This is a genomic window from Furfurilactobacillus entadae (genome assembly GCF_045862745.1).
Lineage (GTDB): Bacteria > Bacillota > Bacilli > Lactobacillales > Lactobacillaceae > Furfurilactobacillus > Furfurilactobacillus entadae.
The window spans coordinates 63,730-80,595 of sequence record NZ_BQXN01000002.1; the positions used below are offsets into that span (position 1 = coordinate 63,730).

Annotated in this window: 17 protein-coding genes, 1 pseudogene and 1 other annotated feature; all 18 genes and pseudogenes read left to right on the forward strand. The window is 44.3% G+C overall.

All coding sequences use genetic code 11. From position 1 onward, the window contains the following. Window positions 1–224: 224 nt before the first annotated feature. Entirely contained in the window at window positions 225–1,712 is a 1,488-nt protein-coding gene (gltX, locus tag ACKTR5_RS01465; RefSeq protein WP_407878597.1) for a glutamate--tRNA ligase, read from the forward strand. A gap of 135 nt (window positions 1,713–1,847) precedes the next feature. Then, entirely contained in the window at window positions 1,848–3,263 is a 1,416-nt protein-coding gene (gene cysS, locus ACKTR5_RS01470) for a cysteine--tRNA ligase (protein WP_407878599.1), read from the forward strand. Beyond that, window positions 3,256–3,678, forward strand: a complete 423-nt coding sequence (locus tag ACKTR5_RS01475) for a Mini-ribonuclease 3 (RefSeq protein WP_407878601.1) — start codon at window positions 3,256–3,258, stop codon at window positions 3,676–3,678. Before cysS ends, ACKTR5_RS01475 begins: the two co-directional genes overlap by 8 nt. Further along, entirely contained in the window at window positions 3,668–4,549 is an 882-nt protein-coding gene (gene rlmB / locus ACKTR5_RS01480) for a 23S rRNA (guanosine(2251)-2'-O)-methyltransferase RlmB (protein ID WP_407878603.1), read from the forward strand. Before ACKTR5_RS01475 ends, rlmB begins: the two co-directional genes overlap by 11 nt. 298 nt (window positions 4,550–4,847) lie before the next feature. Further along, complete coding sequence (locus ACKTR5_RS01485; protein WP_407878604.1) at window positions 4,848–5,441, forward strand: RNA polymerase sigma factor; 594 nt, start codon at window positions 4,848–4,850, stop codon at window positions 5,439–5,441. A gap of 104 nt (window positions 5,442–5,545) precedes the next feature. Next, on the forward strand, window positions 5,546–5,695 hold the full coding sequence (gene rpmG / locus ACKTR5_RS01490) for a 50S ribosomal protein L33 (RefSeq protein WP_407878606.1): 150 nt from the start codon (window positions 5,546–5,548) through the stop codon (window positions 5,693–5,695). 11 nt (window positions 5,696–5,706) lie between these two features. Continuing rightward, window positions 5,707–5,883: a preprotein translocase subunit SecE gene (gene secE / locus ACKTR5_RS01495; RefSeq protein ID WP_407878608.1), complete on the forward strand. Its 177-nt coding sequence runs from the start codon at window positions 5,707–5,709 to the stop codon at window positions 5,881–5,883. A gap of 119 nt (window positions 5,884–6,002) precedes the next feature. Then, complete coding sequence (gene nusG / locus ACKTR5_RS01500) at window positions 6,003–6,554, forward strand: transcription termination/antitermination protein NusG (RefSeq protein ID WP_407878610.1); 552 nt, start codon at window positions 6,003–6,005, stop codon at window positions 6,552–6,554. Window positions 6,555–6,666: 112 nt separating this feature from the next. Then, entirely contained in the window at window positions 6,667–7,092 is a 426-nt protein-coding gene (gene rplK, locus ACKTR5_RS01505) for a 50S ribosomal protein L11 (RefSeq protein WP_407878612.1), read from the forward strand. Between the two features lie 116 nt (window positions 7,093–7,208). Then, entirely contained in the window at window positions 7,209–7,901 is a 693-nt protein-coding gene (rplA, locus tag ACKTR5_RS01510) for a 50S ribosomal protein L1 (RefSeq protein WP_407878613.1), read from the forward strand. Between the two features lie 37 nt (window positions 7,902–7,938). After that, window positions 7,939–8,068: a sequence feature (ribosomal protein L10 leader region), on the forward strand. Window positions 8,069–8,091: 23 nt separating this feature from the next. Continuing rightward, a complete protein-coding gene (rplJ, locus tag ACKTR5_RS01515; protein ID WP_407878615.1) occupies window positions 8,092–8,601 on the forward strand; it encodes a 50S ribosomal protein L10 in 510 nt (169 codons plus the stop codon). 71 nt (window positions 8,602–8,672) lie between these two features. After that, entirely contained in the window at window positions 8,673–9,038 is a 366-nt protein-coding gene (gene rplL / locus ACKTR5_RS01520; protein WP_407878617.1) for a 50S ribosomal protein L7/L12, read from the forward strand. A 183-nt stretch (window positions 9,039–9,221) separates the two neighbouring features. Next, window positions 9,222–11,819 (forward strand): bifunctional lysylphosphatidylglycerol flippase/synthetase MprF, encoded by a 2,598-nt coding sequence (mprF, locus tag ACKTR5_RS01525; protein WP_407878619.1) that lies wholly within the window; start codon window positions 9,222–9,224, stop codon window positions 11,817–11,819. A gap of 538 nt (window positions 11,820–12,357) precedes the next feature. Continuing rightward, entirely contained in the window at window positions 12,358–13,287 is a 930-nt protein-coding gene (locus ACKTR5_RS01530) for an NAD-dependent epimerase/dehydratase family protein (RefSeq protein WP_407878621.1), read from the forward strand. A 186-nt stretch (window positions 13,288–13,473) separates the two neighbouring features. Beyond that, window positions 13,474–13,897: pseudogene (locus ACKTR5_RS01535) on the forward strand (sugar transferase). Between the two features lie 125 nt (window positions 13,898–14,022). Further along, window positions 14,023–14,790 (forward strand): glycosyltransferase family 2 protein, encoded by a 768-nt coding sequence (locus tag ACKTR5_RS01540; protein WP_407878622.1) that lies wholly within the window; start codon window positions 14,023–14,025, stop codon window positions 14,788–14,790. Between the two features lie 254 nt (window positions 14,791–15,044). Next, complete coding sequence (locus ACKTR5_RS01545) at window positions 15,045–15,860, forward strand: GT-D fold domain-containing glycosyltransferase (protein WP_407878624.1); 816 nt, start codon at window positions 15,045–15,047, stop codon at window positions 15,858–15,860. Between the two features lie 8 nt (window positions 15,861–15,868). After that, window positions 15,869–16,861 (forward strand): Stealth CR1 domain-containing protein, encoded by a 993-nt coding sequence (locus tag ACKTR5_RS01550; RefSeq protein ID WP_407878626.1) that lies wholly within the window; start codon window positions 15,869–15,871, stop codon window positions 16,859–16,861. Window positions 16,862–16,866 lie beyond the last annotated feature (5 nt).

Sequence of the window (16,866 nt, forward strand, 5' to 3'; positions counted from 1 at the left end):
ACTAGCTTGGTCATAACGGGCTAGTTTCTGAATGGACCTTAACTCGAGCGCCTCATTTTCCAATTATTTGGAAGGTGGGGCGCTTTATTTTGGTTGAAACGGCAGGTGGAGTTAGTGATTTTAGAAATGACACCCAGGTTGGTCGGGGTCCATGATTGAAAAACCGCCGGCAAAACTGTAACATAAGAGCAGACACAATTTAGATAAAGAAAGAGGCGCTGATTTTGGCCAAGAACAAAATTCGGGTGCGGTACGCACCATCACCAACTGGACATTTACACATTGGAAATGCCCGGACTGCGTTATTTAACTACCTGTTTGCGCGTCACAACAAGGGAACGTTTGTGATTCGGATTGAAGATACCGATACGAAACGGAACGTGGCTGATGGCGAAAAAAGTCAGTTAGACAACCTGAAGTGGCTTGGCATTGACTGGGATGAAGGTCCCGACAAGCCTGGCGAAGTGGGGCCTTACCGTCAGTCAGAACGGAAAGACATTTACCTGAAGTTGATTCAGGACCTATTGGACCGTGGTTTGGCATACAAGTCATACCGGACTGAAGAGGAACTGGCTGCTGACCGTGAGCGCCAAAAGGCCAACAAGGAAGCGCCTCATTACGTTTACGAATATGAAGGCATGAATGACGATGAGATCAAGGCTGCCCAGGAAAAGGCTGTGGCTGCTGGGATCGATCCCGTTGTTCGGTTCCGGGTTCCTAAGAACCGTGAGTACGAATGGGATGACATCGTTAAGGGCAAGATCTCGATCAACTCCAGCACGGTTGGTGGTGACTGGGTCATCCAAAAACGTGACGGTATGCCAACGTACAACTTTGCCGTTGTTGTGGACGATCACATGATGGAAATCAGCCACGTTTTACGTGGGGATGACCACATTGCCAACACACCAAAGCAATTGATGATCTACGAAGCCTTTGGTTGGGACGCCCCAATCTTTGGCCACATGACGTTGATCATCAACACGGAGACTGGTAAGAAGTTGTCCAAGCGTGACGAAACGGTGCTTCAGTTTATTGAACAGTACCGTGAACTGGGCTACTTGCCAGACGCCATGTTAAACTTCATCACTCTGTTGGGGTGGTCACCAGTTGGTGAAGACGAAATCTTTAGCCGTCAAGAATTGATCAAGATGTTTGATGAAAAGCGGTTATCGAAGTCACCCGCTAAGTTTGATGGTAAGAAGTTGGAATGGATCAACAACCAGTACGTGAAGGCAGCGCCTGAAGATGAAATCTTCGATAGTAGCCTGCGTGAGTTGATCAATGCCGGGTTGATCGAAAACGATCCTAACCAGTTACACTTGGAATGGGCCCGGAAGTTGGTCAGCTTGTACAAGCAACAAATGTCTTACACGGCACAGATCGTTGACATGAGTAAGGATGTCTTCTTCCAAGAACCTGCTGAAATCGATGATGAGGCAAAGGCCGAGTTGGCTGCTGAAACAGCGAAGACAGTGTTGGAAGAATTCGTTAGCCGTGCCGAAAAGCTGCCGATTTTTGATGCTTATCAAATTCAGGCAACCATCAAGGCAATCCAAAAGGACACGAAGATTCGTGGACGGGCACTGTACATGCCACTGCGGATCGCTGCAACGCACGAAATGCACGGACCACAATTACCAGAATCAATGGAACTGTTGGGCAGAAAAGCAACCCTTCGGAACATTCAAGCGACCATTGAAACACTGTAAATTAGGCTAAATCTGCATCGTGCTCGAATTGACATTGTCAGTTTGAGCACGATGTTTTGCGTTGTGGGAATGCGGGCGCCGTTAGAAAGTATGGTAAAATCACTGTAACTTAATCTTTTTGAAGGGAGCATCGTCATGATTGAAATCTTTAACACGTTGACGCGCAGCAAAGAAGCATTTAAACCGTTACATGAGGGTGAAGTCTCCATGTACGTGTGTGGACCAACCGTCTATAACTACATTCACATTGGGAATGCACGGTCAGTCATCGCCTTTGATACGATCCGGCGGTACTTTGAATACCGTGGGTATAAGGTGACGTACGTTTCAAACTTTACTGATGTTGACGATAAGATGATCAAGGAAGCGGCCAAAGAGGGAATCACTGTTCCTGAACTGGGTGATAAGTTCATCAATGCGTACTTTGAAGACACCAAGCCATTGAACGTTGAACGGGCCACCATCAACCCACGGGCTACGGAAAACATTGACGATATCGTGGCCTTTGTGGCTGATTTAATTGCCAAGGGGTACGCCTACGAATCTGCCGGTGACGTTTATTACCGGGCACGGCACTTTGACCACTACACGCAGCTGGTTCATGAATCACTGGCTGACTTAGAAAACGGCGCCAGTGAGCGGGTTGATGACGGGGACAACGCTAAAAAAGAGGACCCCATCGACTTTGCGTTGTGGAAGGCAGCTAAGCCGGGGGAAATTTCCTGGCCATCCCCATGGGGCGCCGGGCGGCCAGGTTGGCACATTGAATGTTCCGTGATGTCGACGAAGTACTTGGGCGATACGTTTGATATTCATGGTGGTGGTCAGGACCTGATTTTCCCACACCACACCAATGAAATTGCCCAAAGTGAAGCGCACACCGGGAAGCAGTTTGCCCGTTACTGGATGCATAATGGGTTTGTCACGGTTGGTGACGATAACGAAAAGATGAGTAAATCACTCGGAAACTTCGTGACGTTGCATGATTTAAACCAGCACGAAAATCCCCAGGCCCTCCGGTTCTTCATGGCAACAACGCAGTACCGGCGGCCGATTCAGTACACGCCGGCTAATCTAGCTGACGCGCAAAATAATCTTGATCGGTTACAAACAACGTTAACAAACCTCGATTACCGGTTGAAGGATGCTGGAATTGGGCGTGACGAAGCGGTTGAAACAACGGCGGCCGCACAGAAGGCGGCGTTTGAAGCGGCGATGGATGATGACTTTAACGCACAAAATGGGATCGCGGCCGTTTACGAATTGGCCAAGACAATCAACGTTTACCTGGAACAGACCGTGGTCGCAAAAGACACGCTGCTCCTGTTACGTGACGAATTAACGCAACTGTTAGCAGTCTTTGGGGTTGAACTGACGGTGACGCAGGAAGCTGACGCTGACATTCAGGTGTTAGTGGACGAACGGTTGGCAGCACGCGCTAACAAAGACTTTGCACGAAGCGATGAAATTCGTGATGAATTACGGTCACGGGGCATTATTTTAGAGGACACACCACACGGTACGCGGTGGCGGAAGGACGCAAATGACTGAGTTTAACTATCGACAATTAAACGGGATGGCGCTGGCTTACATGGGTGACGCTGTGTATGAAGTGTACGTTCGGCAACACCTGCTGATGCAAGGCTACACGGTCCCAACAAAGTTGCACCACCATGCGACCCACTTTGTTTCAGCCAAGGCGCAGGCGGCCCTCATTGGGTTGATGCAGGCAGATGACATTTTGACGGATGAAGAAACGACCATGTTTAAGCATGGGCGAAATGCCACGACCCACCACAGTGCCAAAAATACAAACATCGTCACGTACCGAATTTCGACAGGGTTCGAGGCCATTTTTGGCTATTTGCAGCTGACTGGTCAAAAGGACCGGACGGATTGGTTAGCAAACTGGTGCATTGAACAGGTGGAAGCAGGACGAACGGAGGAACAAGCACATGCCAAATAAGCGAAACCAAAAGCCGTTTGATCGGCGTGATGGTGGTAACAACGGCCCACGCCGGCGTAAACCACAGCAGGCGCGACCAGACAAGCGAAATGATCAGTCACGGGCTGTAGCCGATGTTTCAACAGAAGCGACAGCACAGACTGACTTTATTATCGGCCGGCACCCGGTTGAAATGGCCTTACAATCACAGCAACAGGTCAATAAGGTCTTTATTCAAGAAGGATTGCGTGCGGATGCCATTAAAAACATCGAGGCGCTGGCAAAAGAACAACACCTCATTGTGACGACGGCGCCAAAGCAAAAACTGGACCTCGTGACGGATGGGCAAAATCACCAGGGGGTCGTCTTGGCGATTCCACCGTTTGAATACGCGGAGCTCGATGATTTGTTTGCCCGTGCGGATGCGGCTGGCGAGCCACCGTTCTTTTTGATCCTGGATTCCATCGAGGATCCACATAATCTGGGGTCGATTTTACGGACGGCGGATGCGGCTGGCGTTCACGGCCTGATCATTCCTAAACGCCGGGCCGTTGGGTTGACCGCGACGGTTGCAAAAACGTCAACCGGGGCCATTGAACACGTTCCGGTTGCCCGGGTCACGAACTTGGTGGCCACGGTGAAGGAATTGAAGGACCGTGGCCTGTGGGTTTTTGGAACGGACATGAACGGCACCGATTACCGTCAGTGGGACGCTAAGGGACCAACTGCATTGATCATTGGAAACGAGGGTAAGGGCATTGCGCCGTTACTCAAGAAGAACGTTGATGAAATGCTGACCATTCCCATGGTTGGCCACGTGCAGAGTCTTAACGCCTCGGTTGCGGCGTCACTCCTGATTTACGCCGGGTTTAATTCACGGCACCCGTTATAGAAAAATTTATTTAGTAATTTAGTGTTCTCCTGGTGGTGATTGCCGCGGGGGAACACTTTTTAATTGGGGCGAAAAGCTCGAACGTTTCACAGGGTGATTGAACCAGGCAGCGTGTCGGTAACATATTAGTATGGCAAAACGACCGAAATCGCTGAAAGTTCCGAACGTGGTTACGCATAAAGATGCTAATGCGAGAAAATGGCGGAACGGACGTTTGCTTGCGAGCCAATAAGCAGTTGATTAAGCTTGCTGGAACTAAGGGGATGTCATGCTGCAATTGGACAGAGAGGAGCGCCGTGTGAACTGTTGGACTCGGGAGCAAGAAGATGAGGTGATCGCCGCAGCAACAAGTGGCGATGAACGCGCGTTTGAACAGCTGTTTCAACAGTACATGCCGTTAGTTGGGCGCTGGTATCACCGGTTGAACTTTTCGGCCCCAGCGCTGGATTATGATGATTGGCAACAAGAATGCCGGCTGGTGTTGGTGACCACCCTAACACGCTACCGGGGGCGAAGTGCCGGCGAGTTTGGGACCTACTTTAAACGAAATGTGTGCAACCGTGGCTTCGATTTAAAACGCCAGCAAAATGCGTTAAAACGACGCTTAGAGCGGCTGGCAGAATCGTTGGATGATGGCCCCGGTGAGATGGGGGCATTTGACGTCCCTGCCCAACAACCAGATGGTCTGGGGTTAACACAATTGCACGAGTACCTCGCACAGATGAGCCAAGCGTTGTCACCGTTTGAACACCAGGTCTGGGTGGCGTTGATTCACGGGCAGTCGCCAGAGTGGATGGCGTCACGGTGGGCCTGTTCGGATAACCAAATTCGCAACGCAGTGAATCGGTGCCACGGAAAGCTCCAACAGGTCTTTGTTAGTGAGAATCGTTGACAGTTGTTGCGTGCGAGTGCTACTCTGATACTTGATTATTGTCGATAAAATTGGCTATACTAGAGTCATATCACACCGATCGACAATCACAGGAGGTGCCAGTAATGGCCAATCGCAAAGTCGCACTGGCATGTTCAGTTTGCGGATCGCGGAACTACACGATCACTTCAAACCCTAACCGAACCCAACGGTTAGAGGTTAAAAAATTCTGTAAGCACTGTGGGCAATACACATTGCACCAAGAGACTAAGTAGGAGGTCTGATCATGCATTTATGGCGGTTTTTAAAGAGTGTTGGCGCGGAGCTTAAAGTTGTGCGCTGGCCAACAGCAAAGGAAAATCGGCGTGACTCATCCATTGTTATCTTAGTTTCAGTTGCGTTTGCAATGTTCTTTGCTTTGATCGACTGGGGTGTTCAATCCCTCATTACCTGGTTGGCGTAATCGCGTCACCAGTGGCAATATAACTGAAAATTTGCTATACTTTGACTCAACAGAAAAACTTCGTTATTGCGACGGAGTTTTTTTATTTTGCAACTCATTTTGTTTTGGAGGAAATCATCATGGCGGAAACCGCTGAAAAATTATGGTACGTTTTGCACACGTACTCAGGTTATGAAAATAAGGTGAAGGCGAACTTGGAATCACGTGTTCAATCCATGGGCATGTCAGATTACATTTTTCGGGTTGTCGTGCCTGAAGAGGAAAGTGAACAAGTCAAGGATGGTAAGGCCAAGACTGTTGTTGAAAACGACTTTCCGGGATACGTTTTGGTTGAAATGATCATGACGGATCAAGGCTGGTACATTGTTCGGAACACGCCTGGTGTCACTGGTTTCGTTGGTTCTCATGGTGGTGGTTCAAAGCCAACGCCACTATTGCCTGATGAAGTTGCCCTGATTTTGAACCGAATGGGTGTCGATGCACGTCATCAAAGTGACTTTGAAGTTGAAGTGGGCGAATCTGTCCGGATCGTTGACGGGGCCTTTTCTGACATGGAAGGGAAAGTTACCGAAGTTGACGCTGAACACGAAAAGCTGAAGGTTAACGTTGACATGTTTGGTCGTGAAACGTCAGCTGAATTAGACTTCAACCAAATTGATAAAATCCAATAAACCTTGTCAGCCCTAGCTGAACATGGTAAACTACTACGGTATGCAATTTAGTGTACCGTGGGAGGCGTAATCTTAGCGCGCCATCAACTACCACATCAAGGAGGAATTGAACATGGCTAAAAAAGTAGCTAATGTTGTTAAGTTACAAATTCCTGCCGGTAAAGCAACACCTGCTCCGCCGGTTGGTCCTGCTTTAGGTCAAGCAGGGATTAACATCATGGGATTCACAAAGGAATTCAATGCACGGACTGCTGACCAAGCAGGCTTGTTGATTCCAGTTGTGATCACTGTTTATGAGGATCGTTCATTCGACTTCATTACAAAGACACCGCCAGCTTCTGTTTTATTGAAGAAGGCTGCTGGTGTTGAACACGGTTCTGGCGAACCCAACACGAAGAAGGTTGCTACTGTAACCAAGGCGCAAGTTGAAGAAATCGCCAAGACTAAGATGCAAGATCTAAACGCTGCCGACGTCGAAGCCGCAATGCGCATGGTCGAAGGTACCGCACGGAGCATGGGCTTTACTGTAGAAGGCTAAGCCACATCTGTTTGAGTACGGATACTCAGCAAAAGCTGAATGTATCAGGTGGAAGGTAGGACGGCCAGTAATGGTTGGTGCTATCGTCATACCACATTTGCAAGGAGGAAAACACAATGGCCACAAAAAAGGGCAAGAAGTACCAAGACGCCGCTAAGCAAGTCGACAAGACAAAAGCTTACGGTGTAGAAGACGCTGTTGCCTTGGTGAAGAAGATCGACTTCGCGAAGTTCGATGCTACGGTTGAAGTTGCTTTCAACCTCAACTTGGACACCAAGCAAGCAGACCAACAGTTACGTGGGGCAATGGTTTTGCCTAACGGAACTGGTAAGACACAACGTGTAATCGTTTTTGCACGTGGTGAACAAGCACAAGCCGCTAAGGATGCCGGTGCTGATGAAGTCGGTGACGACGATTTGGTTCAACGCATTTCCGATGGTTGGTTAGACTTTGACGTTGCCATTGCAACGCCTGACATGATGGCCAAGGTTGGTCGTTTGGGTCGCCAATTAGGACCTAAGGGCTTGATGCCTAACCCTAAGACGGGGACTGTAACGATGAACGTTACCCAAGCCGTTAAGGATGCAAAGGGTGGCCAAGTGACTTACCGGACTGACCGTGACGGAAACGTTCACGTTCAAATTGGTAAGGTTTCATTTAGTGAAGACCAATTGGTCGGTAACTTTAAGGCTATCGAAGAAGTCGTTGTTCGCGCACGTCCAGCCGCAGTTCGTGGCACGTACGTTCAGCACTTGTCAATCGCTTCAACGTTCGGCCCAGCCGTAACAGTTGACGTTGCTAGTTTCTAATTAGCCGTTGACGGATTGACGTTGCTTTGCTAAGATAGTCAAGTAATTTAATTTACCTAAGACTCAGGTGGTTTCGACCTTAATATCCTGCCGAGGCAAAGCAATTCGTGTGAATGACTTTGAGCCCGTTGTCTTAGACTTAGGACAACGGGATTTTTTAGGTAAAAAATCAATCATGGAGGTGTAAAACGTGAGTAAAGAAACAATTGCAGTTAAAGCTGCCATCGTTGACGAAGTCGCTAAAAAGTTGACTGACGCCAACTCTGTCGTTGTTGTTGACTACCGTGGTTTAACGGTTGAAGAAGTTACGGATTTGCGTAAGCAATTACGTGACGCAGACGTTGCTATGGAAGTTATCAAGAACAAGATCTTAACTCGTGCCGCTGATAAAGCTGGTGTTGCTGACTTAAACCCAACATTCGCTGGCCCAACCGCTGTTGCCTTTGGTAACGGTGAAGACGCCATCGCTGCAGCGCGGATCTTAGCCAAGTTTGCTAAGGATCACGATGTCCTTGAAATCAAGGGTGGAATGATGGAAGGTAAGGTTGTCTCTGTTGATGAAATCAACACTTACGCAACGTTACCAAGTCGCGAAGACCTGCTTTCAATGCTTGCTTCCGAATTGCAATCACCAATTCGCAGCTTCGCATTTGCTGTTAAGCAAGTTGCCGACAATAAGGACGACGAACCTGCTGCTTAATGTAGCTTAAATCGTAACTACTAACATTAACCGGCGTGACCGGTAAAACCCAATATTGGAGGAATACAATCATGGCTTTAGATACTCAAAGCATTGTTGATCAATTAAAAGAAGCAACCATCGTTGAATTAAACGACTTGGTTAAAGCAATCGAAGAAGAATTTGGTGTTAGCGCAGCTGCTCCTGTTGCCGCTGCTGGTGCTGCTGGTGGAGACGCCGCTGCCAAGACTGAATTCGACGTTGAATTGACTAGTGCTGGTTCAGCTAAGATCAAGGTTATCAAGGCTGTCCGTGAAGCAACTGGTTTAGGTTTGAAGGATGCCAAGGACTTAGTTGATGGCGCTCCTAAGAACGTTAAGGAAGGCTTGTCAGAAGACGAAGCCAACGACTTGAAGGCTAAGTTGGAAGAAGCCGGCGCTTCAGTTACTTTGAAGTAATTTAGAGACCGTTTTAAAAAGCAGTCCCCATTGTGGGACTGCTTTTTTTGTGGTTTCAATGAGCAACGTGTAAAAATGGCAAAGTGGGCGTGCATGTAAGGGATTGTTTAAAAAGAACGCAATCGACCACCTGAATTAGTGGAACATGGTAAACTAGAGAAGATTTTAACAGGGGGAACAATTATGCACATTTTACGCAACATGTGGGCGGCAATTAATCGCCACATGACGCTATTACGATTACTGTTTGTCTTTTCCGTGCTGCTCTATGTTATCCATGAAGTGGGACGGGATCTTCAACAGATTAGTGGCGATCAGGTCGCTGAGACGTTTGCGCAACAGACACCGACAACGTTACTCATCATGTTAGTGGTGGGGTTCATTGCGGTGACACCAATGCTAAATTACGATTTTAATATCGTTAAGTTTTTACCAGGTACGTTTAAACGGGGGTATGTGATTCGGTCGGGGTGGACCGTTAACACATTCACTAACATTGCCGGGTTCGGGGGCCTCCTTGGCGCGAGCTTACGGGCGAACTTTTACAGTAAGGGGGCAACACGGAAGGAAATTCTGTTTGCCATCTCCAAGATTGCCCTCTTTTTAGTAACGGGCTTGTCACTCGTCTGTTGGATTTCACTCATTCAAATCTTCGTGTTCCATTTTGGGCTGGTCTTTGCCCGGTACTGGATCTGGCTTGCTGGCGGGGCCCTTTATTTCCCCGTCATCATGCTGGTCACCCACTTTACTGACGCTGAATTCTTTAACGATTTGACCATCCGGCGCCAGCTATCACTGATGGCTGGCTCAAGCTTCGAATGGATCGGCTGTGCGTTGTTCTTCATCCTTATCGGTGCGTTAATGGGCATTCATGTTGACCTGGCTGCTGTCTTGCCAATGTTTGCCGTGGCGTCCGTCGCAGGGGTCGTTTCGATGATTCCTGGTGGCCTCGGTTCATTTGATACGTTTATGATAACGGGCCTTGGCTTCATTGGTGTGGGGAAGGCAGACGCGCTGGTTTGGTTACTGTTGTACCGAATTTTCTATTACATCTTGCCATTTTTGGTCGGCGTCTTTTTCTTCATTCAGGACACTGGCGTCAAGATCAACAACGCGTTTGAAGGCCTCCCGATGCAACTGTTCCGGCGGATGGCCCACATCTTCTTGACGGTCTTCCTGTGGTTTTCTGGAGTCATGATCATTCTGATTTCCACGTTCCCGCATTTGCAGGAGTATAACAAGATTTATGGGGCGTTCTATGGGTACGTCGTTTACTTTGCAAACCAGACAACAAACATCATCATGGGCTTTCTGTTGATTGGGCTGGCGCGCGGGGTTAATTCCCGGGTTAAACGAGCGTTTTGGCCGACGACTGTGGTATTGATCATGGCAGCGCTCAATACGCTGTGGAAAGACCCCTCAATTAAGATGAGTGTGTTCCTCGTGCTGGTGTTGCTTGCCCTGTGGTTATCGCACAAGGAATTCTACCGGGAGCACTTTGAGTATTCCTGGGGGGCCATGCTCGTTGATGGCATCAGCTTTGTGGGAATCTTTGTGACCTATATAATTGTTGGAGTGTATAACACACCGAATTATCAACGCTTACACCATGTGCCACGGGCCGCGCTGTTTCCTACCGAACGAATGTGGCTGAGCGGGCTGATTGCCATTGCGATCGCGATGCTGATTTTGACCGCCGTTTACTGGTATTTACACAACGGAAAGTCATCCATCTTCCAGATGCCGTTTGATGAAAAGCGGGTCGCCAACGTGATGAATCGGTATGGTGGAAATGAGGTGAGCCACCTCGCGTACCTGAAGGATAAGCTCCTGTACTTTTATCAAGTCGATGGGGAAGACAAAATCTTCTTTATGTACCGGAAAAAGGCTGATCGCCTGATCGTGATGGGCGAACCGGTTGGGGATCAACAGTATCGGGATGCAGCAATTAGTGCGTTTATGAACGTCGCTGACAAGGAGGGCTACTCGATTGTCTTCTACGAGATCGATGAAGACCTAACCATGTGCTTACACGAAATGGGGTACGACTTCTTTAAGTTTGGTGAAGAAGGTTACGTCAACCTGCCGTCGTTTAGTATGGAAGGGAAGAAACGAAAGTCAGATCGAAACTTGATGAGTAAGTTTGATCGCGATGGTTTTACCTTTGAAACACTAAAGCCACCGTTTTCTGCGGCAACGATTGCGGAGTTACGGGCCATTTCGGATGATTGGTTGGATGGACAAAACGAAAGTGGCTTCTCCCTTGGCTTTTTTGATGAGTACTACTTAAACCAAGCGGCCATTTATGTGTTAAAGGACGCGGAGCAACACATCGTGGCGTTTACCACCGATATGCCAACGCAGACGGCGGTCGCGTCCATTGACCTGATGCGTTACGCCAAGACGGCACCATCAGGGACCATGGACGTAATGTTCATTCACCTTTTGCAACAGAATGCTGCCGACGGGTTCCAAGAATTCAACATGGGGATGGCGCCGTTATCTAACGTCGGTGTCTCCCGGTTTAGCTTTATTGAGGAACGGATTGCCCACCTAATTTATGAGTACGGTTACCGCTTTTATGGTTTCCAGGGGCTCCGTAACTATAAAGACAAATACGTAACCAGTTGGCACCCCAAGTACATCGCGTACCGGCGCCGGAGCTCACTTATCTTTACCATGATGCAAATAACGTTTGTAGTGAATGAAAAACGTTCGAAAAAGGCCAAAGAAATTTTGCTCTTAAAGCGGAATGTTGAAAAGCCTGGTTCGGTCAGGTAAGCTCAATCGCGTAGAAAAAACAACACCAATTATTTGCGTGTTGTTTTTTTGTGCGCTTGAAAGTAAAATAAGTTAATACAAATAACTAATAGATATTCGCTATTTGTTTAGTTATTAATAGAAAACTGAGTTAAAGCATAACTGGTTTAACGAAAAGAAATAAATGAATAATAACTCAAACCAGTGAGTGAAGATTCTTACGCAATGGATACATTTGCCTTTTTTACGGCATTTCTAAGCATAAAGACATTTTCTGGAGGAAATTATATTAGGGTTTGTTGAATTATTATTCATTTGATTAATGTATCAATGTCACTTTATTAAGCTTAAAATAATCAAGAAATAACTTTAGATAAAAGTTAAAAGGCGAATTGTTCCTAAACGGTAATAATTATGATGCGATTTTTTTGATAGACTGATAATGTGATTTTTTCAAAAACAATTTATTAAAATGGCTTGGGTATTAGTTACATATATTGCAGTGAGGATTCAAATTTCAATGGGGTTAATTCATTTCGAATGAGAGAGGGAAAATTTTATGAGTAAAGTTTTGATCACTGGCGGCGCTGGCTTTATTGGTTCCAATTTAGCGCATCGTCTGGTTGAAAACGGGGACGACGTTGTAATCGTGGATGATTTGTCAATGGGATTGAGATCGAATCTTGCGGATTTAAGCAACATCACATTTTACGAGCATTCCATTACGGATGAAGCATTTATGGCGGAACTACTAATTAATGAGAAATTCGATTACATTTTCTTATTGGCGGCTGTGGCAAGTGTTGCAGATTCAGTTGAACGTCCCTTTCAAACTCATGAAATTAATCAAGAAGCCGATATCTTTATTCTAGAAACAATTCGAAAAAACCATTTAGCACCGGAAAAAGTTTTGTTTTCTTCTTCAGCTGCGGTATATGGAAATGATCCTGAGTTACCAAAGCAAGAAAATTCGCCCATTAGACCCATGACACCTTATGCAATTGATAAATTTTCGGCGGAAAGATTTATGATTTCCTACGCAAAGTTATATAGCATAAATGCGGTTGCGGTTAGATTTTTTAATGTTTACGGACCAAAGCAGAATCCTAACTCACCTTATTCTGGCGTTCTGTCCATTTTGACGAGCGCAATGAAAGAAAATAAGACCTTTAGTATCTTTGGCGATGGTGAACAGTCTCGCGATTTTGTGTATATAGATGATGTTGTTGACGCGCTAAATCTACTGACTTTTGAATCTGATGTAAGGGGCGATGTTTATAACATCGCAACTGGAAGCGAGACGTCTTTGAAAAATGTTATTAAGACCATGGAGGACGTTACCGGTCTGACGATTGATGTACAAAAAATGCCAGAACGGGCGGGTGATGTAAAGCACTCGGTAGCAAATATAGATAAGATATGCAAACTCGGTTTTGTTCCCAAAGTTGTAATTAGCGAAGGTCTAAATAAATATTGGAAATCTCTTTAGGAAAAGTGAGAGTGAGGAATTAACTTGCAAATTTCAGAAAATACTTTTAAAAAGACAGATGACTTGAGCAGTCTTCCCTTCGTTGAGAAAATTGGTTCTCCAATTCAATCGCGATACTCTAGAGTTAAGCGAGTTTTTGACGTTCTGTTTGCTTTAATTTTGGGCATTGTTGTATTACCAATAATTTTGCTTTTTGCCTTATTTGTAAAAATTGATTCTAAGGGTGGTGCCTTTTACTCTCAGCAGCGTGTGGGTTACATGGGGCGCTTAATTAAAATAACAAAATTGCGATCAATGGCTGAAGATGCGGATAGATGAACTCCCACAAATCTGGAATGTAATCAAGGGAGATATGAGTTTTATTGGTCCGCGTCCTGAGAGACCGGAACTCACTCAAGAGTTCAGTGAACAATACAAAAATTTCGAACAACGACTACGAGTTATGCCAGGTCTTAGCGGCTATGCACAGGTACATGGAGGCTATGATGTAACACCTGGTGAAAAAGCAAATTTAGATGAACATTATATAAATCATTTCAGTCTGAAAATGGATTTTGAAATAATATTTGATACAATTCGTGTGGTTCTTACAGGCGATGGTGCTAGATAAGTGTTTTATAAAGAGGTTTGTTAGTGGAACCAGAAATCGGGTCCCACTTTTTTGATTCGATGGCCCTTAGCATGAGCAATCGGTATATATTAATAGATTTCAGACAACTATTTTGAAAGGTTAAAATGAAAGACAAAAATGAGTTAGTCTCAGTAATTATGCCTGCATATAATGCTGAAGGGACGATTGAAAAGTCAATTATATCGGTTCTTAATCAATTATATTCAAATACAGAACTAATAATCGTAGATGACGCCTCGACAGATCAAACTGAGACTATTGTTCGACATTACCTAAATGAGCCACGGGTGAAATACATTCGGTTAAAGACAAATGCTGGAATAGCTGAAGCAAGAAATGTTGCCATTAAGGCTTCTGATGGTCGATACATTGCTTTCCTGGATAGTGATGATACATGGAATAAGACAAAACTAACATTACAAGTTCGACAGATGCAGCGTTTAAATGTGAGCGCATCTTTTTCAGCCTATATTCGCTTGAAAAGTAATGGACAAGTAACAGCTAAGGAAAAAGTGGATGCGAAAAGAGACGCCTATGGTTTTAAAGAGCTTCTAGGTGGTAATCCAATTGGGATGTTAACCGTTATGCTAGATTCTAAGCGCATTCCAAAGGAGGCAATCGTTTTCCCTCAAGTTTCTCATGAGGATTACGCTTTGTGGTTAACCCTTGCTAGAGATAGAGACGTCATTTTTAATAACTATTCACATGATCCGCAGGCAAACTATTTGGTGCATGGTTCACATACTTCAAATAAATTTAAATCTGCGTATTGGACTTTTAAAATATACAAAGGGTATTTAAATCTTGGTCTTGTAAAATCTCTTTTCTGTTTTACAAGGTATTTAGCAACTCAAATCAGCAAAAGGATTTAAAGTTACGTGTAAATATTTTCATCGACGATTATTGTAACGCGTTATGGATATCAAGGATGCGGTAATTTAAATGCTTTGAAATCATGTCAAAGACACTCCACGGGACTTTTTTATTAGCAAAGTAAGGAATAGGAACTTGTAATTATGAATTTTAGGAAACTCAAGCTTGTAGAATTAATTAAAAATGTTCGAGTAATGATGTATCCATTTTACTTAATTCAAAAAAACATTTTCATTTCAAAATTTTATTGCCAATGGAAACTGCTGAAAGCATCAGAGACGAAGGACTTTCTGTAGCACGTTTTGGTGATGGTGAATTTAATTTAATGTTTAGAAAACATGGCATTAATTTCCAAGAATATGATGCGGAACTGTCAAAAGAGCTAATAGATTTGGCCGAAAATATGAGACATACAAAAAATGGAAAACTACGATTAGCACTCCCTCATGCGTTGGTTAATACCCGTTTAGACAAGCCTTCGGTTAAATTTTTTTGGTGGAATTACACTGTGAAAAATGGATTTGCTTTAGCTAGGGCCTTTAACAATAATGAGTACCTAGATACAAACTTTAGTAGAACGGTTTCCGAACTATCTAATCATGAATATGTTCGGAAACATGTTGAATTAACAAAAAGCATTTGGGCAGGACGAAACGTCGTTATTGTCGAAGGAAAAGGTACTAAATTTGGTGTGGGAAATGATCTTTTAGACGGAGCACTTAAAGTTGAACGAATTATTTGCCCCGTTATAAACGCCTTTTCAGTTATTGATGAAATCGAAAAACAAGTAAGCAATGTAAGTGAGTGTTTAGATAATCCATTAATATTATTGGCATTGGGGCCTACTGCAACAGTCTTAGCAGCAAGATTTAGCAATGAAGGCCTTCAAGCAGTTGATATTGGTCATTTTGATTTGCAATACGAATATTTAATGAAGAACAGATTTAAGAAGATTCGGATTGACGGAAAATATAATAATGAGTTGATAAATCCCTTAAGCACAAATGTAAAAAAAGATAACCAATATGAATCAGAAATATTTGCTGATGTAGAACGTGGTTTTGAATGAGGTATAGTATGGATTTTCCTGTAGATTTTGTTATTACTTGGGTCAATCAAAATGATCAAGAGTGGCAGAAAAAGTACAATAAATATTCTCAACGTAACAAAGATCCAGAAAGCACAATTCGGTATAGGGATTACGGGACTTTAAAGTACTTGTTTCGGTCCATACAAAAGTATGCCCCTTGGGTACATCATGTCTATGTAGTTACTGATTGCCAAGTGCCGGATTTTTTAAAGGAAGATTATGAAGGCGTAACTATCATTGATCATAAAGAAATAATTGATGCCGATGTCTTGCCGACGTTTAATTCGAATGTAATTGATTTATTTTTAGCGAAAATCCCAAATCTTTCGGAACATTTTGTTTATTTCAATGATGATATGTTTTTAAATAAAGCTACTAACATTACCGACTTTTTTGATGATAATGGCAATGCCAGAGATATATTAGGCTTGAATGTGATCATGCCTACGGGAATATTTGATCATACTTATGTGAATAATATGGCGGTAATTAATGACGCCTTTAAGAAAAAGGCGTTTTTAAAAGAAAATTGGCGATTACTGTTTAATATTAAATATGGAAAATGGAACTTTGTGTCCTTGTTGTTAATGTGGATCCCACGGTTTTCGCGCTTTTGCGATCCGCACACGCCAATTTCATTTAAAAAGTCTCAAATAAATGACTTGAATAGACGCTACCCAGAGATTATTGAAAACACTAAAGAAAACCGCTTTCGATCAACTTCTGATTTTTCAATTTGGATATACCGTTATTATGCAATGCTTATGGGCAAGTTCGCGCCACGAGCCATTAAGTTTGGCCAACATTATGCATTAAATGAATATCAGCAGATTGAAAAAGATATCTTAAATGGGAAACATGCTTTGATTAATATAAATGATGCTGATAATTTAACTAGTGATGAATATACAACGGCCATTTCAAGTATTACGTTAGCGTTTGAGAAGCACCTTTTTGAAAAAAGTAAATATGAAAAATGAATAAG